The organism is Clostridium sp. AM22-11AC (assembly GCF_003473545.1).
GTDB lineage: Bacteria > Bacillota > Clostridia > Lachnospirales > Lachnospiraceae > Enterocloster.
This window is the reverse complement of sequence record NZ_QUCM01000006.1, coordinates 45,030-67,675: the sequence shown is the minus strand read 5'-3', so window position 1 is coordinate 67,675 and position 22,646 is coordinate 45,030. Positions and strand designations below refer to the sequence as shown.

Below are 22,646 nucleotides of genomic sequence, written 5' to 3'. Positions count from 1 at the left end.
AGAAATTTCACGGCATCTTCTTTATGACAAACCTTCTCTCATAAGGTATAATACTAAGCAGAGTATTTTTGTTTTGCTCATTGCGCTATGAGAGGAAGATTTTACAATGGATGCGAATGCGATCAATGAATTAAAAAATGGCTTAAGTGCCGCTTATATAAATGGCTCTTTGGCGGCAAATCTGGTATACAAGCCGGCATTTATTTCGAATAATCCGGAAGAAGGAAAGAAGGTTATTTCATCTGTAGAGGATGAATTGCTGCGCTGTGAAGAATTTCAGATCAGTGTTGCATTTATTACGTTGGGAGGAGTTACACCGCTCCTTCAGACGTTAAAAGAGCTTGAGAAAAAGGGCGTTAAGGGACAGATCCTTACGACTAATTACCTGGATTTTAGTGAACCGAGAGCTCTTGAGAAACTCAATGGATTGAAAAATATTACATTGAAAATGTATGATGTGGAAGCGGCTGGGAATGGCTTCCATACGAAGGGATATATTTTCAAAAAAGAAGAGATTTATCGGATCATCATCGGAAGTTCTAATATGACAAGTGCTGCGCTGACTGTAAATAAAGAGTGGAATACAAAATTAGTCTCGACAGAAAATGGTGAGGTGGCAAAAGAAATCGTAGAAGAGTTCCAGAAACTTTGGGACAGCGAGAATGCTTTGTTGTACGATGATTTTTATGAAGTCTATAAAGAACGCTACAATATTATAAAACATCAGCGGGAAATTGCAAAAAGCGAAGAGATTCCGTCTCTGGAACAATATAGATTAAAGCCAAACTCTATGCAGGAGCGATTTATCGCGAATCTGCGAAAAATTCTGGAGCAGGGAGAAGAGCGGGCGCTGTTGATCTCTGCTACTGGTACGGGAAAGACCTATGCATCTGCCTTTGCAATGCGAGAACTTGGATTTAAGAGAGTATTGTTTTTAGTTCATCGCGGCCAATTGGCAAGACAGACAAAAAAATCTTATGAAAAGGTGTTTGCAAAGTCAGTTTCTTTGGGATTGGTGGGAGCTGGATATCACGAATATGATGCGGACTATGTGTTTGCAACGATACAGACTTTGAACCGAGATGAGCATTTACTTCAGTATGATAAGAATGCGTTTGATTGCATTATTTTAGATGAAGCCCATCATGTTCCTGCAGATACATATCAGAAAGTAATGAAACATTTCACTCCAAAACTTTGGCTTGGAATGACTGCAACTCCGGATAAGCGAGATGATAATATTGAAGGCAGAAATGTTTATGAGCTATTCGATCATCAGATTGCATATGAGATTCGATTACAGCAGGCAATGGAAGAAAATCTCCTTTGTCCATTCCACTATTTTGGAATCACGGATTTAGCAATTATTGGAGATGATGAAGAAGCTAGTCGTGACTTTTCCGTGCTTACCAGTGATGAACGAGTAAAGCATATTATTAATGAAGCGGATTATTATGGATATAGTGGTGACAAGGTTAAAGGGCTGATTTTCTGTAGTAGCATCAAAGAAACGGAGGAACTATCAGAAAAATTTAATCATATGATCAATCCGTCTACAGGACAGAAATTTAGAACGATTGCGCTGAATGGAAGTGCCTCTGAACAGGAACGACAGAATGCATTTGAGAGACTTGCCATGAATAAAGAAGATGCAACAGCAGATCATGAGCCATTGGATTATATTTTTTCTGTTGAAATACTAAACGAAGGTGTAGATATTGTTGAAGTCAATCAGGTTATTATGCTTAGGCCAACACAATCGCCAATTGTATTTATCCAACAGCTTGGAAGGGGCTTACGAAAAGCATATGGAAAAGAATATGTGGTAATTCTTGATTTTATTGGAAACTATAATAATAACTTTATGATCCCGATTGCATTATCAGGAGATAGAACTTACAATAAAGACAATATCCGTAGATACATCATGGAAGGTGGAAGAGTGATTCCGGGGGCATCTACAGTGCACTTTGATGAGATTAGCAGAAAGAGAATTTTTGTATCTGTAGATAAAGCGAATTTTAGCGATATAAAGCTTATAAGAGAGAATTACACGAATCTGAAGAATAAACTTGGACATATTCCTAGATTACTCGATTTTGATGATTACGGAGAGATGGATGTTATCAGAATTTTTGATAATAACAGTCTTGGATCATATTACAAATTTTTAGTGAAGTATGAGAAAGAATACAAAATTCGTTTATCAGAAAATGAGGAGAAAGTAATCGAATTTGTTTCGAAAAAGTTAGCAAATGGGAAAAGAATCCAGGAACTTAGAATGTTAAAGAGGATGCTTGCATATGCAAGAGGAAGTTCAAAACTTGGTTTGTTTGCGGGTCTTTCTGAAGATATGAAGGAATATGGGAAAATTGTTAGTCAGAATCAGAAGGAAAACATAGTGAATGTTATGACGAATGAATTTCCTGCTGGTTCAGGAAAGAAGACATATTCTCAGTGTGTATTTATTGAAGATGATGGAACTGATTATAAGCCAACAAAAACCTTTATGCAGATGCTGTTAAATGATAAGTTTTATGAAATGCTTCAGGAACTTGTTGAGTTTGGTATTCGTCGTTATGAAAGAAATTATAAAAATACATATAAGCAGACGGATTTGGTTTTATATCAAAAATATACGTATGAGGATGTCTGCCGCCTTTTAAATTGGGAACAGAATGAAGTGCCATTAAATATTGGTGGCTATAAGTTTGATAAAAAAACGAAAACATTTCCGGTATTTATCAATTATGATAAATCAGAAAATATCAGTGACACTACTAAATACGAAGATCATTTTATACCGGGATCTAGAGATCGGCTGATTGCTATTTCAAAGTCAGGAAGAACTTTGAAATCAGAGGATGTGCAGAACTTTTTGAAGGCAAAGGAACGTGGCATTCAGGTAGAACTCTTTGTGAGAAAAAATAAAGATGATAAGATTTCAAAAGAGTTCTATTACCTTGGACATATGACAGCAAGTGGAAATACTAAGGAATTTACTATGGTAAATACAGAGAAGACTGCAGTAGAAATCGAGTGGATTCTAGATGTTCCAGTGCGAGAGGATATCTATGAGTATATTGTAAATTCGTAAATGGAGGAAATTATGAAAACAATAAGAGTGGTTGCAGCTGTTATAAAAGCTGTTAATAAAGACGGAGAACCAATTATTTTTGCTACACAACGAGGATATGGTGCGTTAAAAGACGGCTGGGAATTTCCTGGAGGGAAGATTGAAGTTGGCGAAACACCACAGGAAGCATTAAAGCGTGAAATTATGGAAGAGCTTGATACAGAGATAGAAGTTGGAGAATTAATAGATACGATTGAGTATGATTATCCAGAATTTCATCTTTCTATGAATTGCTTCTGGTGTGAAGTAATAAACGGAGATTTGGTGCTGAAGGAACATGAGGCTGCAAAATGGCTAACTATGGCTCAGCTAAATGATGTAGAGTGGTTGCCTGCTGATATTACATTAATAGAAAAGATAAGAAGTGTTTTGACGTAGATGAATCAAAAATAAAAAAGTGAGGTGGTGAGTATGGAAAAAGGTATTTACAAACACGCCGGAAAGATCAGAGATTATAACATAACCAAAAAAGAGTGGGTGCTTGATGGAGCAACTGTTATATATGGAAGTGCTTCAGAATTGAGAGCAACCCTTGAATATGATTTTTCACAGGAGAAAAATTTTAGTTATAAATATCTTTCGATGGACGAGATTATTCATCATCTTGCGGTATTTATTTCAAATTTATGGCAGATCCATATTTTTGGAGAAGGCAATACGAGAACAACGGCAGTGTTTTTCATCAAATATTTGAGAATACTTGGTTTCTCTGCAACCAATGATATTTTTGCGGAAAATGCATGGTATTTTAGAAATGCGCTTGTCCGTACAAATTACACGAATCTGCAGAAAGGTATTCATGAAACAACAGAATATCTTGAAGTATTCCTCCGAAATCTACTTTTAAATGAGAAGAATGAGCTCCATAATCGCAATCTTCACATAAGTGGACTTTTAAATGAAGAAAAAGTGGACATTGGAAATGTAAAAGTGGACAGGTGCTTCCAAACTTCTTTCTAATTTAGTGCAGGCGGATATTATTAGACCGGTACCTGGTTATGGAAAAGGAAAGTATAAATTTAAAAAAGTAATTTAAACGAAGTTTTAAAGGATATGATCATAAGACATTATTCGCAAGATATCCTGGGGACTTAATATTTTGCCGCAATATATCCAAACAAAATTGATATATTGCGGTAAAATGTTTATAATTTGCGGATATTGAAAGGGATATTGCAGTCGGCAGGATGATCTGCAAATTAAATCAATTAAAATACAAAAGGATGGGGCACACACAATGAACACAGCAAGCAAAACAAGAATGACAGAAGGAAGCATCTCCCAAAAGATCATCTTTTTTGCCATTCCACTGCTTTTAGGAAACCTGTTTCAGCAGCTGTATAATACGGCGGATTCACTGATCGTGGGGAATTTTCTTGGAAGTAATGCACTGGCGGCGGTCAGCTCATCCAGCAATCTGATCTTTTTAATGGTTGGATTTATTAATGGTATTGCAATGGGAGCCGGTGTTGTCATTGCAAGGTATTATGGGGCGAAAAACAGTGACAACCTGCACAAGGCGATCCATACCACAGTGGCTTTTGGTTTTGTGGCAGGAAGTGTGCTGACTGTAGTGGGTATGTATTTTGCGCCGAAGATCCTGGTTTTGATGGGAACGCCGGCAGAGGTGCTTCCTGAGTCAGTGGCATATTTTCGCACGTATTTTGCAGGCTCCCTTGGAGTTGTTATGTACAATATTTTTGTAGGAATTTTGCAGTCTGTAGGTGACAGCCGTCATCCGCTGATCTATCTGATCTGTTCTTCCTGCATCAACGTTGTGCTGGATATATTTTTTATTGCAGGTCTTGGCAAAGGTGTTGGGTCAGCGGCCCTTGCGACAGCTATTTCCCAGTTTACAAGTGCGATCCTTTGTATGATCCATTTGATACGGACAAAAGAAGAGTACCAGCTGCAGGTTGGTAAGATCCGTTTTGATGGACCGAGTTTGAGCCAGATCATTCAGAATGGTGTACCTTCCGGCTTCCAGAACTCTGTGATCGCTCTTGCAAACGTGTTTGTACAGTCAAATATCAACGCATTTGGAAAAATGGCAATGGCAGGCTGTGGCTCATATTCTAAAATCGAGGGATTTGTATTTCTGCCTGTAACCTGTTTTAATATGGCACTGACCACTTTTGTCAGTCAGAATTTAGGTGCGAAGCAGTATGACCGTGCAAAAAAAGGGGCATGGTTTGGTATCCTTTGTTCTATGTCCATTGCGGAACTGATCGGCTTTGCAATTTACGCAGTATCTCCGGTTCTGATCGCAGCTTTTAACAGCGACCCGGAGGTAGTCCATTATGGCGTTATGCAGGCAAAAACCATTTCGCTGTTTTATTGTGTGCTGGCTTTTTCACATTGTATTGCAGCTGTGCTCCGCGGTTCAGGAAATGCTTCTGTTCCTATGGTAGTTATGCTTTGCGTATGGTGTTTATTCCGTGTAAGTTATATTACAGTGGCAGTCCATTTTATCCCGGATATCCGTATGGTATTCTGGGCGTATCCTCTGACCTGGAGCATCAGTTCTGTTATTTTCCTGTATTTGTTTCTCTGTGGAAAATGGATCTATGGTTTTGAAAAAAATGCAAAGACCTGAATATCTGGATATAAGATATGAATGAAATTTATAAATAAGTATGTTATACTAACAGACAGGTTCAATATTCTATGAAACAGGATGCATGAAACGCGAATATAAATAATAAAGGAAACAACAATACATGAGCAACCAAAGAAATATAATCGTCATCGGAGGCGGTGCCGCAGGTATGATCGCGGCTATTGCAGCAGCAAAGGAAGACTGTGCAGTAAGCCTCTATGAAAAAAATGAAAAGCTGGGCAAAAAGATCTTTATTACAGGAAAAGGCCGCTGCAATGTGACAAATGCCGGTGATATGGACGAGCTGTTTGCAGCTGTGATCACCAATAAGAAATTTATGTTCAGCAGCTTTTACGGCTTTACCAATGAAGATATGATGCAGTTTCTGGAAGATGCAGGACTGCGCCTGAAAACAGAGAGAGGAAAGAGGGTATTCCCTTTATCGGATCATTCTTCCGATGTGATCGCAGCCTTAGATCGCACATTAAAGAAAGAAAATGTAAAAGTATATCTTCGCAAGGAAGTAAAAGGTTTAAACTTTATAACAGAAGAAGATAAGACCATCTGCAAAGGCATTTTCCTGGAAGAAAATGGAAAAAAGACAGCTGTGGATGCGGATTGCGTCATCGTAGCAACCGGCGGAATGTCTTATCCATCTACAGGATCCACAGGAGATGGTTATCAGTGGGCCCAGGCTGCAGGACTTAAGGTAACAGCCCTTTCACCAGCCTTAGTGCCATTTGAGACAGCAGAGCTTGAGATTGTAAAATCCCTTCAGGGCCTTTCTCTTAAAAATGTGGAAGCTACTGTATCTAACGGCAAAAAGGAACTGTACCGTGACTTTGGGGAAATGCTGTTTACACATTTTGGAGTCAGCGGCCCTCTTATGTTAAGCGCCAGTTCTTTCTGTGCCAAGGCCATTGCCAAGAACCTGTTAAAGCTGTCTATCGACTTAAAACCGGCTCTTACAGAGGAACAACTGGATGAGCGCATTTTAAGGGATTTTGCAGAGGCAAAGAATAAACAGTTTAAAAACAGCTTAAACCATTTATATCCTGCCAAATTGGTCCCTGTGATCATAGAGCGCAGTGGCATTGACCCGGATAAGCAGGTAAATGAGATCACCAAAGAAGAACGCCGCCGCCTGGTAGAAACTACCAAAGCGCTGACGTTCACACTGACAGGGCTTCGGCCGTTTAAAGAGGCTATTATTACACAGGGCGGCGTAGATGTAAAGGGGATCAATCCGTCTACTATGGAAGCGAAAAAGGCAGAAAATCTGTACTTTGCAGGAGAAGTCCTGGATGTGGATGCAGTGACCGGCGGATTTAATCTGCAGATCGCCTGGTCTACCGGCTGGGCAGCGGGAAAGGCGGCAGCGGAGAAGATACAGGAAAGCTAAACAAAATTAAATAAAACAGACAGATCGCCAGACAGGCGGTATTGCTATATGAAAGTTAAAGGAGAACACCCAGATGAACCATTTTAATATTGCAGTAGACGGACCTGCAGGAGCAGGAAAAAGCACCATTGCAAAGCTGGTGGCAAAGGAACTTGGCTTTGTATACGTAGATACAGGGGCAATGTATCGCGCTATGGCCCTTTATTTCTTAAGAAAGGGCGTAGATCCAAAGGCAGCAGAAGAGATCGAGCGCTCATGCCCGGAAGTAGATGTGACTATCCGTTACCAGGACGGTGTGCAGCAGGTACTTTTAAATGGTGAAGATGTTTCCGGCTTGATCCGTACAGAAGAAGTAGGAAACATGGCATCTGCAGTATCCGGCTATATGCCTGTAAGAGAAAAACTGGTAGAGCTTCAGAAACAGCTGGCAGCAAAGGAAAATGTGATCATGGACGGAAGGGATATTGGTACCTGTGTTCTTCCAGATGCACCTGCAAAGATCTATCTTACAGCTTCTGTAGAGGTAAGAGCAGCTCGCCGTTATAAGGAATTGTTAGAAAAAGGAATGAAAGCAGATTTAAAAGAGATCGAAAAGGACATTGAAGACAGAGATTACAGGGATATGCACAGAGAACATTCTCCGTTAAAGCAGGCAGAGGATGCAGTGTTGTTAGATACTTCTTCTATGACTCTGGCCCAGGTAGTAGAAGAGATTTTAAAGATCGTCCGTGAAAAGGGATACAAAGCAGACGGAGGACAGGCATAATGGAGCGCCAGGTCATTGTTGCTAAAAGTGCAGGTTTTTGCTTTGGAGTAGAACGGGCAGTAGCCCGGGTCTATGAGCAGATCCAGGCTGTAAAAGAGGGAAAAGCCCAGGGTCCCATCTATACCTATGGTCCCATCATCCACAATGAGGAAGTAGTCCGTGATCTGGAAGAAAAGGACGTCCAGGTATTAGATACGGAAGAAGACCTTGAAAACCTGCCGGAAGGTCAGGGAACCGTGATCATCCGTTCTCACGGAGTCAGCCGTCATGTTTACGATATCTTAAATTCCCGTGGGGTAAATGTGGTAGATGCCACCTGCCCTTTTGTAAAAAAGATCCATAAGATCGTAGATGAACATTCGCGGGCCGGAGAGGCTGTTATCATCATTGGAAGCCCGGTGCATCCGGAGGTGGAAGGTATCCGGGGCTGGGGCAATGGTGACACTGTTGTTGTGGAAAATGAGGCTGATGCAGAAGATTATAACCTTCCAGAGGGCAAAAAGCTATGTATCGTATCCCAGACGACATTTAATTACAACAAATTTCAAGAATTAGTTGAAAAAATTTCAAAAAAGGGTTATGATAGTAGTGTTTTAAATACGATTTGCAATGCAACACAGGAAAGACAAGTGGAGGCAGCCCGGATAGCATCTTCGGTGGAGGCTATGATCGTCATTGGTGGCAGACATTCTTCCAACACCCAGAAGCTTTACGAGATTTGTCTCAAGGAATGTAAAAATACATTTTACATTCAGACACTCGGCGATTTAGATCCTGACAGTGTATCTTCTGTGCGCAGCGTAGGTATTACAGCTGGGGCATCCACCCCAAAAAAGATTATTGAGGAGGTTCATACCAGAATGGCAGAGCAGAGTTTTGCAGAGTTATTAAAGGAAGAGGAAGAATCCACCAAACCAATACGTACAGGAGAGATAGTTACCGGTCAGGTCATCGAAGTTAATAAAGATGAGATTATTCTGAGCATTGCGGGCAACAAGTCTGAGGGTGTTATCACCCGTGACGAGTACAGCAATGACAATAGTGTAGATTTAACTACCAAGGTACAGGTTGGTGAAGAAATGGAAGCTAAGGTTATCAAGCTGAACGATGGTGTTGGCATGGTATCCTTATCTTACAAGCGTATGGCAGCTGACAGAGGCAACAAGCGTCTGGAAGAAGCATTTGAAAATCAGGAAGTTCTGACTGCGAAAGTAGCTCAGGTATTAGACGGCGGTTTAAGCGTTGAAGTAGAAGGCTCCAGAGTATTTATCCCAGCAAGCCTTGTATCTGATACTTATGAGAAGGATCTTTCCAAGTACGCAGGACAGGAAATCCAGTTCGTAATCACTGAGTTCAATCCTAAGAGAAGAAGAATCATTGGCGACAGAAAGCAGTTGTTAGTTACTGAAAAGGCTAAACTGAAAGAAGAACTGTTCTCCAAGATCCAGGTTGGTGATAAGGTAGAAGGAACTGTTAAGAACGTAACAGACTTCGGCGCATTCATCGATTTAGGCGGAGCTGATGGTCTCCTTCACATCTCTGAGATGAGCTGGGGCCGTGTTGAAAATCCTAAGAAGGTATTCAAGTCCGGCGATAAGGTAACCGTTCTGATCAAAGATATCCAGGGCGAGAAGATTGCATTAAGCTTAAAGTTCCCAGAGGCTAATCCATGGGCACATGCAGCTGAGAAGTATGCAGCAGGCAGCGTAGTAACCGGTCGTGTTGCTCGTATGACTGACTTTGGCGCTTTCGTAGAGTTAGAGCCAGGCGTTGATGCACTGCTTCATGTATCCCAGATCTCCAGAGAGCACATCGAGAAACCAGCTGATGTATTAAAGATCGGCCAGGAAATCGAAGCTAAGGTTGTAGATTTCAACGAAGATGATCACAAGATCAGCTTAAGCGTAAAGGCTCTTCAGGCAGCTCCTCAGAACGAAGATGTTGCTGACGTAGATATCGATTCTTACGCAAAGTAATAACTGAATGTAAATGATGAAAGGGCAGTTCCTTGCGGGGCTGCTCTTTTTGTTTTGCATTTTGGAAAAACAGCCGACAGCAGGTGCCGTCTCAGTGTTTCCTGAATGATTTCCTGTAAAAAGGGCATACTTCTTATAACAGACCAATGAAAATACATCACGTATTAAGGAGTATAGACCTATGGGAAAGTCAAAAAAGAAAAAAGAATTTGATGTCCATAATATGACACCGGATGAACAGTTAAAATTTGAGATCGCCCAGGAACTGGGATTAGATGAAAAAGTATTGCAGAAAGGCTGGAAAAGCCTTACTTCCAAGGAAAGCGGCCGCATTGGAGGGATGATCACCGGCCGGAAACGGCAATTAAAAGAGGAAGCATTGAAAGAAAGCTGAAAATCCAGTATACTGATACCAGAATGTAGGAAAAGCTGGTGATCAGAATGAAACTATATGTTCTGATCCGGATTTGATCCAAGAAGGTACAGGTAGCAGGATGAAATATGCAGTGATCTGTTTTACAGAACGAGGCGCCTGGGTTTGCAGGCGTCTTTTTCATAAATTAAAAGAAACGGGCGAAGAATGTGAAGCGATTATTCCCAAGCGTTTCTTAAGGGAAGAGTGGAAAAAAGAAGGACTGAAAGAACGGGAAGAAGAGTCTTTATCCCAATGGACAGGCAAGATGTTTGCAGAAAAGCGTGCAATGATCTTTGTAAGCGCCACAGGTATTGCAGTGCGGGCTATTGCGCCATGGATCAGGGATAAGATGACTGATCCGCCGGTAGTTACAGTGGATGAAGGAGCGCAGTTTGTGATCCCCTTGCTATCAGGGCATGTAGGCGGGGCCAATGAACTTGCAAGGCACATTGCAGACTGGCTGGAGGCAGTGCCTGTGATCACGACAGCAACGGATGTAAATGGGAAGTTTGCGGTAGATCTGTTTGCGTCTGCCTATCATATGACGATCACAGACCGGAAAGAAGCGAAGAACATATCAGCAGCAGTATTAGAAGGAAAGCAGATCGGTGTTTTCAGTGATCTTCCAATAAAAAAATTGCCAGACGGCTTTGTGATGGATAGATGGTGTGAAGAAAATATTTGTATCACAGTAAAGGATCCTTCTTTTCCGGAAAAAAAAGCTTCTTATTTGCGTCTTGTTCCCAGGGCGGTTGTCCTTGGTGTTGGGTGCCGCAGGGGAACAGATCCGGAATTTATGAAAGAAAAAGTTTTTGCCTTATTAAAAGAACATGGGATCGATCCGGCCGCTGTGAAAGCTATTGCTTCTGTAGATGTAAAACAGGATGAACCTGCGGTATTAGACTTAAAACAGCTATTTGACGGAGAATGTTTACATCAACCCTGTGAGCAGCGTTTCTATACGCCAGAGCAGTTAAATCAGGTTCCAGGCGATTTTAAAGAGTCTGCCTTTGTAAAAAAACAGATCGGGGTAGGAAATGTATGTGAACGGTCGGCCTGCGCAGCAGGTGGGAAATTGTTGGTTGAAAAACAGGCAGGCGATGGGATCACTTTAGCTGCTGCACTGGAATGGCAGGGTGAACTTGATTTTTCAAAAGGGTTTGGAACGACTGTGCGGGGGAAGGAATGTTTATGGGACCGAAATACTCAGTTTTATATTTTAAAGAAAATTTAATGCAAAGAAAGAACCAGATGAATGACAGGCTGCAGAAAATGTTGTTGAAGAAGTATGCTTTGACCAAAAATCAACGTTATCTTGCCTGATTAGAGCAGCAGTCCCAGATGCATATTTCCACCATAGACAGTCTGGCATATGATCTGTTTAAACGGTTTGGAACCGATGTTGGTTTTGGAAGAGATCTGAGCATTAAAAATCTGGAAAGGGATAGAAAGTAAGTGAATACAAAGTATGAAAGACCGGAAGAGCTGTGAATGGGAGTCACAGCTCTTCCGGTTCTTATATTGTTATGCAGATAAAAAGATATTAATTCGACAATATCAACGTCCTAAGCCCATCCGTACTTGACGGCCCGTTAAACATATATAATGTATAAGATCCGCCGGTCTTTAACGCTGCTGAAGCTGCTGCAATGGCATTATTGTTGTTAAATGCATTGGTGCGGAATACGTAGATGGAATACCAGCCGGATGCGAAACTGGAGAACGGGGTTACTTCCTGGAAGCGGACGTTGGTGAAGGTGCGGTAGGAATTGCCGCGGTTTTCTAAAGCTACATCAAAAGGCCCAAGGTCCGGGGAAAGGTTGCAGGCACGGATGCAGGCAGTGCCGGATGGTCCGTTGCAGGAAAGGTCGGATATTTCCATCAGATCCAGCCCGGTGCTGGTATTGATGATCGCAACGGTAGAGGCAGAACCGGCACGGATGGTGATCATTTTCTGGATATAGATATAACCGTTAGTGCCGGATACTGTAACCGTCTGGAAGCCGGAGGCTGCCTGTACATAGCTGGTGAGATCCCCGTTATCCAACTGCTCTCCAATGCGCCAGTTTCCTAAAGATACGTTAAATGCCGGATAACCGGAAGAAGCATTTAAAATGCGTACCCGGCCAAGGCTTGAGGAGGTAGTGCAGTTGTAACAGGGGAAACTGATACCTGGGAGAACGGTAATGGAGCCATTAGACGGGAAGACAGGACGGTATACCGGTATCTGGGAATTCCCCGGCTGTCCCATACCGCCAGATGGACGGTTGTAATTAGGACCATTGTATACAGGTCCGCCCTCTCCTGGATTTGGCAGGGGGATAACAGGAACAGAACTCAGATCATCGCCGAACGAGCCGTTTCCGCCGGAGCCATTATCCATGGGATCATTATTCATGGAACCATCATATACAGGTCCGCCTTCTCCAGGGTCCGGCAGAGGAGTTACAGGAATATCTTCTTCATTTGTCTGAGCTGCTTTTACCATGGAAATGGCTTCAGAAGCAGGATTTAACTTAGAATTAGTCATAAGAACCTCACAATCATTCTTTCCCTATTAGTGTATTCTTAAAAGAAAAAATGGGTGCAGAAAGCCGTAAACAGCCAAACTGGCATTTCAGGGCCGGGGATGTCATATAATAAAAGGAAAAGGCTCCGGGAGAAACGGTATGAGAGAGGACAGAAAACGGGCAGCAGTGGAAGCTCTTGGACTTCCAAGAGATGTAATACTGGGGGATGTTCTGCTCCATTTTACAGGTCCTTATGAAGTAGTAGCGGAAAATTTCAGGAGCCTTCTTATCTACACAGATACGTATGTGAAAATAAAGGCAGCAGGCTGTATGGTAGTGTTTAAAGGGCCTCATCTGGAGATAGAGACTTATACGGAAGATGCTTTAAAGATCAAGGGACAGATACGATCGGTAGAGTTTGATGATCTGTTATCAGAAAGGAGGGTGGAGGGATGATCCGGTATTTTTTTCGCCTTTTAAAAGGTTATGTAAGAATACAGATCAAAAGCATCAGCCCGGAATATTTTCTGGAACGGTGCAGGATAAACGGGATATTTTTCTGGGAACTGGTATGCTTGAAAAAGGGAGAGTACCAATGTTCCCTTTTTTTAAAGGATTTTTACCGGTTAAGGGGCTGCGCCAGAGGTAAGGGTGTCCGCCTGCGTATCTGCGAACGCCGGGGACTGCCGTTTTTTCTTCAGAGAAACCGGAAACGATGGTATGCGGCAGCAGGTCTTTCCAGTTTTTTCCTTTTGCTCTATATTATGTCTTTGTTCATATGGGATATCCATTTTCAGGGCAATCACCATTATACTGCAGATACATTGGTGCGCTATCTGGATACACAGGATGTGCGCTATGGGATGAAAAAGAAAAAGATAAACTGTGAGGAGCTGGAAGCTGGGATGAGGGAAGCGTTTCCTAAGATCACCTGGGTATCGGCCAGAGTATCCGGCACCAGGCTGGTGATCCAGATCAAGGAAAATAAGATCATACAGGCTAAAACAACGGTAAAGGAAGATCCCTGTGATCTGGTTTCAGATGTAACTGGCACGATTACCTATATCATGGTGCGCCAGGGAATTCCTAAAGTGAAAAAAGGAGAAGAGATCCAGCAGGGACAGGTCCTTGTCAGTGGCCGTGTTCCTGTGATCGGGGATGATGAGCAGGAGATATCTGCTTTTTATGTGCAGTCACAGGGGGAGATACTGGCAGAAACAGTAGAAACTTATGAAAAAGAACTGCCTCTGACCCGGGACGTGCGTTATCCTACAGGAAGGAAACGCTATGGTCTGCGCCTGATCGCAGGTCCTTTTTCCTTTTCATTTCTTATGCCTGAATGTTTGATCCCTGAATTGGGGAAAAATGGAAATAAAGAAAACTGGGATTACACCGCAGATATGATCCAGTTAAAGCTGTTTTCAAATTTTTATCTGCCGCTTTTTGTGGGAAAGATAGCAGGGGAATATATGACGGTTTACGAGAAAGGTTATACAAAAGAAGAGCTGGAACAGACAGCTTCAGAAACAAATCGGCAATTTGTTGAAAAATTAAGGGAAAAAGGGGTACAAATTCTTGAAAATAATGATAAAATAGAAAAGAATATATCTGGTTACAGGATCAGCGGAACGCTAAAGGTAATAGAGCCTGCGGCAGTCAGCGTCCCTGTTTCTAAAACTCAAGGAGATTAAACAGACGGATGAGTGTAATTGAAACCATGATCGACATTCCGGCAGAACATGAGAGAAATGTCTGCGGGCAGTTCGATGCATATTTAAAGAAAATAGAACGGACCCTTCATGTGACCATGATCGCCAGGGACGGCGAGATCAAGCTGATTGGTCCGGAAAAGACCATTGGTCAGGCAAAAAGCGTATTTAATAACCTGATCCAGCTTTCCATGCGGGGGAATACTATTACCGAGCAGAATGTGGACTATGCCCTGTCTCTTTCCTTTACGGAAAATGATGACCAGATCTTGGAGATCGATAAGGACATTATCTGCCGTACCATTATGGGAAAGCCGGTAAAGCCAAAGACTTTAGGCCAGAAGCATTATGTGGACTCCATCCGCAAGAAGATGATCGTATTCGGCATTGGACCGGCTGGTACCGGTAAGACCTATCTTGCCATGGCTATGGCCATCCAGGCTTTTAAAAACGGGGAAGTAGGCCGTATCATCCTTACAAGACCTGCGATTGAGGCAGGAGAAAAGTTAGGTTTTCTTCCAGGTGACTTACAGAGTAAGATCGACCCTTATCTGCGCCCGTTATATGATGCCTTATATCAGATCATGGGAGCGGAAAGTTATCAGCATAATTCCGAAAAGGGTCTTATTGAGGTAGCACCTCTTGCATACATGAGAGGACGTACCCTGGACAATGCATATATCATCTTGGATGAGGCACAGAATACCACACCGGCCCAGATGAAGATGTTCTTAACAAGAATTGGTTTTGGCTCCAAGGTCATCATCACCGGAGACCAGACCCAGAAAGACCTTCCTTCCGGTGCAACTTCCGGTCTGGATACAGCTTTAAAAGTCCTTAAAAACATTGACGATATTGGTTTCTGCTATCTGACCAGTTCTGACGTAGTCCGTCATCCTCTGGTACAGAAGATCGTCAAGGCATATGATGATTATGAGAAGAAAACAGCGTCAAAGACCGCCAGAGGGGAAAGAAAAACTCCGGCAGTGAAAAATACACGAAAGGGGAATAATCGGTAATGACAGTTTCCATTGAGTATGAAGCAGAGAAAAAACTGGATCTTCCCTATGAGAAGATCATAAAGGAGATCGTAGAGGCGTCTCTTGATTTTGAAAAATGCCCTTATGAGGCAGAGGTGAATGTGATTCTGACAGACAATGATGCCATCCAGGCCATCAATAAAGAGTACCGTCAGATCGATGCGCCTACGGATGTGTTGTCTTTTCCAATGGTTGATTATGAGAAACCTTCTGATTTTGACCATGTGGAAGATGCAGTGGAAGATTATTTCAATCCGGAAACAGGAGAACTGATGTTGGGGGACATCGTGATCTCTGTAGACAAGGTGGAGGAACAGGCTGAAAAGTACGGTCATTCCCAGACAAGGGAATTAGCATTTTTAGTAGCGCACAGTATGCTTCATTTATGTGGATATGACCACATGGTAGATGAAGAGCGGCTGGTTATGGAAGACCGTCAGAGACAGATACTGGACACAAGGGGGTACACCAGATGAAAAAAGGGAGCAGAAGTAAAAAGGCAGTACGAAGGAAAATGATGTTAGGAACGATCCTTTGCATAGCGGCGCTGTGCGCAGGATGCGGGAAGAAAGCGTCAGAAGAAGCAGCACAGACGCAGGTTCCCACAACACAGGAAACAACCACTCAGGCAGCCACTTCTGCTCCCAAAATCCTGATCCAGTCGGATGAGGAACAAAAGGAAGAAACGAAAGATTTGCCGGACTATAACTTACCAGAAGAACGGGAAGAAAAAGACGGCATGATCCGAAGCTTCCTTACAGGTCAGATGGTACCGGTAGAACAGGCAAACCGTCGTCCTATCGCTATCATGATGAGCAATGACAAAGAGGCAAGACCTCAGTACGGTATGAACCGGGCCGGTGTGGTCTATGAGGCACCGGTGGAAGCGGAAATGAACCGCTATATGGCAGTGATCGAGGATTATGATGATCTGGACCGCATTGGTTCAGTGAGAAGCTGCCGTACCTATTATACTTATTTTGCAAGAGAGTTTGATGCGATCTATGCCCATTTTGGCCAGAGTACCTTTGCAAAGCCTTATCTTAATAATGTGGATAATATCAATGGTCTGGATGCTATTGGAAATACTACGTATTACAGAAGCAAGGATAAACATTCTCCTCACAATGCCTACACAAGCGGAGACCGTCTGAAAAAGGCGATTGCGACTTTAGGCTACAGTACAGAGTATGATGAGTCTTATACGGGGCATTATCTTTTTGCCAGAGATGGCGTGGAGATGTCTTTAGACGGAAAACCAGGCGTGATGGATGCTGCCCATGCAAAACCTGGATATACTATGAACAAGCCGGATTTTGTGTATGACAGCAGTGATGGCCTGTATCACAGATACCAGTATGGGGATGTACACCGCGGAAGTGAAGGCCCTGTAGCAGTGAAAAATGTGATCTTCCAGTACTGTCAGAGCGGTTTCTATGCCTCTACCCAGTATTTGAACATCAATGTACATACCGGTGAATACGGGTATTATATCACAGACGGAAAAGCCATCCCTATCACCTGGGAGAAAGACGGGGAATTTGGTGTGACCCATTATTACGATCATGACCACAATGAGATCGTATTAAATCAGGGAAAGACCTGGGTCTGCATCATCCCTACTAAAGACTTTGATAAGTCTGAAATTAAATAAAAAACGTGGCGATACACGTTTTAAGTAATAAACATGGAGCACAGTAGAAGATAAATGAAAGCAGTACAGGGAAAAAAGAAAAATAAGGCAGCAAATTTCGTAATACAGGGAAGTATCCTGGCTATGGCCGGTATCCTGGTGCGTATTATCGGTATGCTTTACCGTATGCCTTTAAATGATATTATCGGAAAGCAGGGAAATGGATATTATACATCTGCGTATAATGTATACAACATTCTTCTGATCCTTTCCTCTTACAGTATGCCGGTGGCTATCTCAAAAATGATATCCGCAAGGCTTGCAAAAGGAGAATATGAGAACTGCCGCCGCATCTTAAAGGCAGGCCTTCTCTATGCAACAGTTACCGGCGGACTTGCAGCCATTATTCTTTGGTTTGGTTCTGACTTCTTTGCAGGACTGATCAAGACGCCTTATTCCAGTTACGCCTTAAAAACACTGGCACCTACCATCTGGATCATGGCGTATCTGGGAGTTTTAAGAGGTTATTTCCAGGGAACAGGAACCATGATCCCTACTGCGGTTTCACAGATCTTAGAGCAGATCGTTAATGCCATTGTCAGCGTAGTTGCAGCGGGACTTTTATTCCACGTAGGAGAAGGGATGAATGCGGCCCAGGGAGCAAAGAATTATTCCTATGCGTTAGGTGCTGCAGGCGGAACCATTGGTACAGGTGCAGGCGCTCTTACTGCATTTATCTTCTTTATCTTCCTGACAGCAAAAAGCGGCCGTTCTGTTTTAAAACAGCGTATTGCGACAGAGGAGTTATCAGAAGAAGCAGCGAAATATGCAAGAAGAAAGCGGACACGCTATAGAAAACTGATCTATGCCCTGACGATCACAGTACTTCCTATTGTAGTCAGCAGCGGTATTTATAATTGTTCCAATGTAGTGGACAACTTCCTCTTTGGACAGGGAATGGACAAGTTAGGATACAGCGGGGAAGAGATCGCTGTATTCTGGGGAGCTTTAGGACAGTATCAGCTGTTATTTAATATTCCGGTAGCTGTTTCTAATGCCCTTTCTTCCTCTCTGATCCCGTCTCTTACAAGAGCGGTATCTGCAGGAGACAGGGAACAGACTTTAAAAAGGATCGCAGCAGCAGTACGTTTCTCTATGCTGATCTCTATCCCGGCAGCAGTAGGTATTGCGGTTTTAGCAGATCCTGTGTGCAATCTGCTGTTTATCAGCGAAGATAACAGTCTTTTAATTAAGCTGACTATGGCAGGTTCTCTTGCGGTTGTATTCTTCTCTCTGTCCACAGTGACCAATGCAGTGCTTCAGGGATTAAACCGTATGGAAGTGCCGGTACGCCATGCAGCTGTTTCGCTGGTGATCCATGTGGCAGTATTGTGGGTACTTCTTATGGTATTCCATATGGGTATTTATGGTGTTGTATTTGCAAACATTGTATTCGCCTTTGTAATGTGCGTTTTAAATGCCCGTACTATTGCAAAGCATGCAAGATATCGTCAGGAGTATAAGAAAACATTTGTACTTCCGGCGATCAGCGCCTGCGTTATGGGCGGGGCAGCCTGGGGTGTATACAAGGTTCTTACCTTTATCCTTCCGGCAGCGCTTCTAAGAGGACGTTCCGGCAGAGCGATCGTGGTATTCCCGGCAGTGGCAGTAGCAGCTGCTGTTTATGCAGTACTTTTAGTGGGACTTAAGGCAATTGATGAAGAAGAACTGCGGGATATGCCTATGGGAACAAAAATGATCCGCATTTTAAAGAAAGTAAGATTACTGTAAATGGTATTGCAAACAGTGCCAGGACATGTTTAAAATGGTCTATTATGGCAGATACTATTTCTGAAAAGGTCAGTAAATGAACGTATATGACTTGATACAGGAGGTAGTATCCATGAAACATTTTTTATTTGCCCTGGGACTGTTCAGTATATCAGCTGTAGTATCGGTTCTTGTGATCTACGGGGCGGCACGTTACCAGATGAGGGAAGAAGCGCCGGTACCTAATACAGTGATCGAAACAGAAAGTGTGAATGAAATGGAAGGAAGGGCAGCTGCCAACCAGGAGAGCATTACTCCGGTAAGTTCCCGGTATTTTCTCGTCAGTGAGTCCGGTTTCCTTCTTGTATTTTGCAGTGATAAAAGCACCGTCTGTCTGTACACCCATATTCCGGTAACTGATTTCCCGGAAAGTGAAAGAGCCCGACTGATGGAAGGCATCTGGTTTTCAGATATGATGGACGTATACCATTATCTGGAGTCGTATACAAGTTAAAACAGGAGTTAAAAAATATGAAGAAAAGAGTAGGAATTATTGGCGGTGGCGCATCCGGGCTGGTGGCTGCTATAGGAGCAGCCCGAAACGGGGCGGAAGTGACTGTCATAGAACATATGGACCGCGTGGGAAAAAAGATCCTTTCTACAGGCAACGGCAGGTGTAATCTTACCAATTACAAAATGGAAGAAGACTGCTACCGCTGCGGCAGGAAGGATTTTCCTATGCAGGTAATAAGGGGCTTTGATGTAAAAGAGACGCTGGATCTCTTTATGGGACTGGGGATCGTTCCAAAAGACAGAAACGGTTATGTTTATCCTAATTCCGACCAGGCTGCTTCTGTTTTAGATGTGCTAAGGACAGAATTAGAGAGACTGAAAGTCCGTATCCTCCTTTCCTGTCAGATCGAAAAGATCGAAAAAAAGAAAAACGGTGGCTTTCTTGTACATACAGATCAGGGAAAGGTAGAAACAGATGCCCTGATCCTTGCGGCTGGTTCCAAAGCAGCGCCTTCTACAGGTTCAGATGGCAGTGGTTACGAATATGCCAGACAGTTAGGACATTCTGTGATCAAGCCACTTCCGGCTCTGGTCCAGCTTCGCTGTCAGGGAAATTTATACAAACAGATGGCAGGGATCCGCACGGAAGCAGAAGTGAGATTGCAGGCAGACGGTATTACCCTGGCAAGTGACAGAGGAGAGCTGCAGATCACAGATTACGGTCTTTCCGGTATTCCTATCTTCCAGGTAAGCCGTTATGCCGCAAGGGCGTTAGATGAAAAGAAAAAGGTAAGAGTTTATGTGGACTTTATGCCGGGCTGGGATGATAATGAAAGTTTCCGGCTTTTAAAAAAAAGAGCCCTTTTGCTGGCTTACAAACCGGCAGAAGAACTGTTTACAGGAATGTTAAACCGCAAACTTGCCCAGGCTCTTTTGAAACTGGCAGGCATTGATCCAAATACGCCCTGTGGCTCTTTAACTGGAAAACAGTTGGAAAAGATCCGCAAAGAATTAAAAGAATATGAAGCAGTTGTCATGTCCGTTAATCCTTTTGCCAATGCCCAGGTGTGCTGCGGCGGTGTAGATGCTAATGAGGTGGATGGAACTACTATGGAGTCAAAGATCTGTCCGGGGCTTTATCTGGCAGGGGAGATCCTGGATGTGGATGGTATCTGCGGTGGCTACAATCTTCAGTTTGCCTGGTCCAGCGGCATGATCGCAGGAAGATGTGCAGCGGGAAATGCCGAGAAGAAGAGTATAGAGAAGAAAAGCATAGAAAAGAAAAATATAGAAAAAAAGAGAAACATAAATAAGAAACCGATGGAAAAGAAACCTGTTAAAAAGTACGCAGAGAAGAAATATACACAGAAAACCAGGAGGACTGCAAGAACATGATACGTATCAGTCAGTTAAAAATGCCTCTGGGACATACCAGAAAGGACCTGCTTTTAAAGGCGGCAAAAGAACTTCGTATCCAGCCTGAGATGATAAAAGAAGTAGAACTGATCAAACAGTCTGTGGACGCAAGAAAAAAGCCGGAGATCCATTATAGTTATATTGTAGATATTGCTTTAAAAAGCGGTGGCAGAAAAGAAGAGGAGCGCATTGTAAAAAAGAAAAAGGACAGAAATATTACAGTTCATGAGGAAAAGCCCTATTCTCTTCCTGAATGTGGAAATGAGCCTTTAAAATATCCTCCTGTGATCATTGGAATGGGACCTGCAGGACTGTTTTGTGGCCTTGCCCTTGCAAGAAAGGGGTACCGTCCCATCCTTTTAGAACGGGGAGAAGATGTAGATACCAGAACAGAGCGGGTGGCAAAATTCTGGAAAACGGGAGAGTTGAACCCTTCATCTAACGTACAGTTTGGAGAAGGTGGTGCAGGTACTTTCTCCGACGGAAAGCTGAACACCCTTGTAAAAGATACCTTTGGAAGGAACAGGGAAGTTTTACGTATCCTGACAGAGTTTGGAGCAGACCCGTCCATCTGCTATGCCAATAAACCTCATATTGGAACGGATGTGTTAAGCCATATTGTAAAATCTATCCGAAAAGAGATCGAAAGCCTGGGAGGACAGGTCCGTTTCTTAAGCCAGGTAACAGATTTTGAGATAACAGAAGGGAAACTGACGGCGGTTACTGTAAATAATACAGAACGGATCCCGGTACAGGCAGCAGTTGCAGCGATCGGCCACAGCGCCAGAGATACCTTTGAAACTCTTTATGGAAAACAGGTATCTATGGAAGCAAAGCCATTTGCTGTAGGTTTCCGTATCCAGCATCCACAGACCATGATCAATGAAAGCCAGTATGGAATGGCAGAATGCAAAGAATTAGGACCTGCAAGCTATAAGCTGACAGCACAGACTTCTTATGGAAGAGGTGTGTATTCTTTCTGTATGTGCCCCGGCGGCTATGTAGTTAATGCTTCTTCTGAGGAGAAACGTCTGGCAGTAAATGGAATGAGCTATCATGACAGAGCAGGGGAGAATGCCAACAGTGCTCTGATTGTCACAGTAAATCCTGAGGATTTTTCTCACGATATTAAAGGCCGGGAAGAGGTACATCCTCTGGCAGGTATTCATTTCCAGAGAGAGCTTGAGGAAAAGGCATATGAGGCAGGAAATGGAAAAATACCGGTTCAGCTGTATGGAGATTTTAAAGACGGAAAAATCTCAGAAAAATTTGGCAAAGTTCACCCGGCTTTCTGCGGAGAATATCAATTTGCAGACCTGAGAAAAATCCTCATAAACGAACTTTCTGAAGCATTCATAGAGGGAATGGAAAGTTTTGGCAAAAAGATCAAAGGATTTGACCGCCCGGATGCAATTTTAGCAGGTGTGGAAAGCCGTACCTCCTCTCCTGTGCGTATTCCAAGAGGAGAGACATTAGAAAGTTCTGTCAGGGGTTTATATCCCTGCGGGGAAGGCGCCGGATATGCAGGCGGTATTACTTCCGCAGCTATGGATGGTCTTAAGGTAGCGGAAGAACTGATCAGAAGATACAAATTGACGGAGTAATAAAATTGGTGTAAGATAGTGGAAAAGTCCAGTCCTGCGCTGATTTATGTGATAAGATGTGTTGCAAGCTTGCTTGCAGAAACAGCTTATTGCAGAAATCAGCATATGCTTGACAAAGCATGCTTCTTGGTTTCATGGAACATGAAGCCAAGAAGAT

Annotated in this window: 19 protein-coding genes; 18 read left to right on the top strand and 1 reads right to left on the bottom strand. The window is 43.0% G+C overall.

Features of this window, described 5'->3' with window-relative positions; translation table 11 throughout:
• The first annotated feature begins 106 nt into the window (after positions 1-106).
• The 9 genes from DW251_RS08065 (at position 107) to DW251_RS08025 (ending at position 11,528) form a co-directional block, all read left to right on the top strand.
• Entirely contained in the window at positions 107-3,097 is a 2,991-nt protein-coding gene (locus tag DW251_RS08065; RefSeq protein ID WP_118300709.1) for a DEAD/DEAH box helicase, read from the top strand.
• A gap of 12 nt (positions 3,098-3,109) precedes the next feature.
• Positions 3,110-3,514, top strand: coding sequence for a (deoxy)nucleoside triphosphate pyrophosphohydrolase (locus DW251_RS08060; RefSeq protein ID WP_021870038.1), 405 nt, complete (start codon positions 3,110-3,112; stop codon positions 3,512-3,514).
• 33 nt (positions 3,515-3,547) lie between these two features.
• Positions 3,548-4,096 carry a Fic family protein gene (locus DW251_RS08055; protein WP_347474637.1) on the top strand — a complete coding sequence of 183 codons (549 nt, stop codon included), beginning with the start codon at positions 3,548-3,550 and terminating at the stop codon, positions 4,094-4,096.
• 277 nt (positions 4,097-4,373) lie between these two features.
• Entirely contained in the window at positions 4,374-5,732 is a 1,359-nt protein-coding gene (locus DW251_RS08050; protein WP_118300707.1) for an MATE family efflux transporter, read from the top strand.
• A 124-nt stretch (positions 5,733-5,856) separates the two neighbouring features.
• Positions 5,857-7,137: an NAD(P)/FAD-dependent oxidoreductase gene (locus DW251_RS08045; RefSeq protein WP_118300705.1), complete on the top strand. Its 1,281-nt coding sequence runs from the start codon at positions 5,857-5,859 to the stop codon at positions 7,135-7,137.
• A 73-nt stretch (positions 7,138-7,210) separates the two neighbouring features.
• A complete protein-coding gene (gene cmk / locus DW251_RS08040) occupies positions 7,211-7,903 on the top strand; it encodes a (d)CMP kinase (RefSeq protein ID WP_021870042.1) in 693 nt (230 codons plus the stop codon).
• Entirely contained in the window at positions 7,903-9,879 is a 1,977-nt protein-coding gene (locus DW251_RS08035; protein WP_021870043.1) for a bifunctional 4-hydroxy-3-methylbut-2-enyl diphosphate reductase/30S ribosomal protein S1, read from the top strand. The genes cmk and DW251_RS08035 overlap by 1 nt, the downstream gene beginning before the upstream one ends.
• 181 nt (positions 9,880-10,060) lie before the next feature.
• Positions 10,061-10,273, top strand: a complete 213-nt coding sequence (locus DW251_RS08030; protein WP_021870044.1) for a small, acid-soluble spore protein, alpha/beta type — start codon at positions 10,061-10,063, stop codon at positions 10,271-10,273.
• A gap of 100 nt (positions 10,274-10,373) precedes the next feature.
• Positions 10,374-11,528: a cobalt-precorrin 5A hydrolase gene (locus DW251_RS08025; protein WP_118300703.1), complete on the top strand. Its 1,155-nt coding sequence runs from the start codon at positions 10,374-10,376 to the stop codon at positions 11,526-11,528.
• 309 nt (positions 11,529-11,837) lie between these two features.
• Here DW251_RS08025 and DW251_RS08020 read toward each other — a convergent pair whose 3' ends face one another.
• Entirely contained in the window at positions 11,838-12,824 is a 987-nt protein-coding gene (locus tag DW251_RS08020) for a DUF4397 domain-containing protein (RefSeq protein ID WP_118300701.1), read from the bottom strand.
• A 139-nt stretch (positions 12,825-12,963) separates the two neighbouring features.
• On the opposite strand from DW251_RS08020, the gene DW251_RS08015 reads away from it, so the two are divergent.
• The 9 genes from DW251_RS08015 (at position 12,964) to DW251_RS07975 (ending at position 22,489) form a co-directional block, all read left to right on the top strand.
• Complete coding sequence (locus DW251_RS08015) at positions 12,964-13,260, top strand: YabP/YqfC family sporulation protein (protein WP_118300699.1); 297 nt, start codon at positions 12,964-12,966, stop codon at positions 13,258-13,260.
• Positions 13,257-14,495: a sporulation protein YqfD gene (locus tag DW251_RS08010; protein ID WP_118300697.1), complete on the top strand. Its 1,239-nt coding sequence runs from the start codon at positions 13,257-13,259 to the stop codon at positions 14,493-14,495. Before DW251_RS08015 ends, DW251_RS08010 begins: the two co-directional genes overlap by 4 nt.
• Positions 14,496-14,503: 8 nt before the next feature.
• Positions 14,504-15,532, top strand: coding sequence for a PhoH family protein (locus tag DW251_RS08005; RefSeq protein ID WP_021870050.1), 1,029 nt, complete (start codon positions 14,504-14,506; stop codon positions 15,530-15,532).
• On the top strand, positions 15,532-16,029 hold the full coding sequence (ybeY, locus tag DW251_RS08000; protein ID WP_021870051.1) for an rRNA maturation RNase YbeY: 498 nt from the start codon (positions 15,532-15,534) through the stop codon (positions 16,027-16,029). Before DW251_RS08005 ends, ybeY begins: the two co-directional genes overlap by 1 nt.
• Positions 16,026-17,207 carry a DUF3048 domain-containing protein gene (locus DW251_RS07995; RefSeq protein ID WP_347474636.1) on the top strand — a complete coding sequence of 394 codons (1,182 nt, stop codon included), beginning with the start codon at positions 16,026-16,028 and terminating at the stop codon, positions 17,205-17,207. Before ybeY ends, DW251_RS07995 begins: the two co-directional genes overlap by 4 nt.
• Positions 17,208-17,261: 54 nt before the next feature.
• The gene (locus tag DW251_RS07990) at positions 17,262-18,977 is read left to right on the top strand and encodes a polysaccharide biosynthesis protein (protein WP_021870053.1); all 1,716 of its coding nucleotides are present in this window, start codon (positions 17,262-17,264) and stop codon (positions 18,975-18,977) included.
• Positions 18,978-19,089: 112 nt separating this feature from the next.
• Positions 19,090-19,470 carry a hypothetical protein gene (locus tag DW251_RS07985; protein ID WP_021870054.1) on the top strand — a complete coding sequence of 127 codons (381 nt, stop codon included), beginning with the start codon at positions 19,090-19,092 and terminating at the stop codon, positions 19,468-19,470.
• 17 nt (positions 19,471-19,487) lie between these two features.
• On the top strand, positions 19,488-20,864 hold the full coding sequence (locus DW251_RS07980) for an NAD(P)/FAD-dependent oxidoreductase (protein ID WP_118300696.1): 1,377 nt from the start codon (positions 19,488-19,490) through the stop codon (positions 20,862-20,864).
• Entirely contained in the window at positions 20,861-22,489 is a 1,629-nt protein-coding gene (locus DW251_RS07975) for an FAD-dependent protein (protein ID WP_118300694.1), read from the top strand. The genes DW251_RS07980 and DW251_RS07975 overlap by 4 nt, the downstream gene beginning before the upstream one ends.
• Positions 22,490-22,646: the final 157 nt, after the last annotated feature.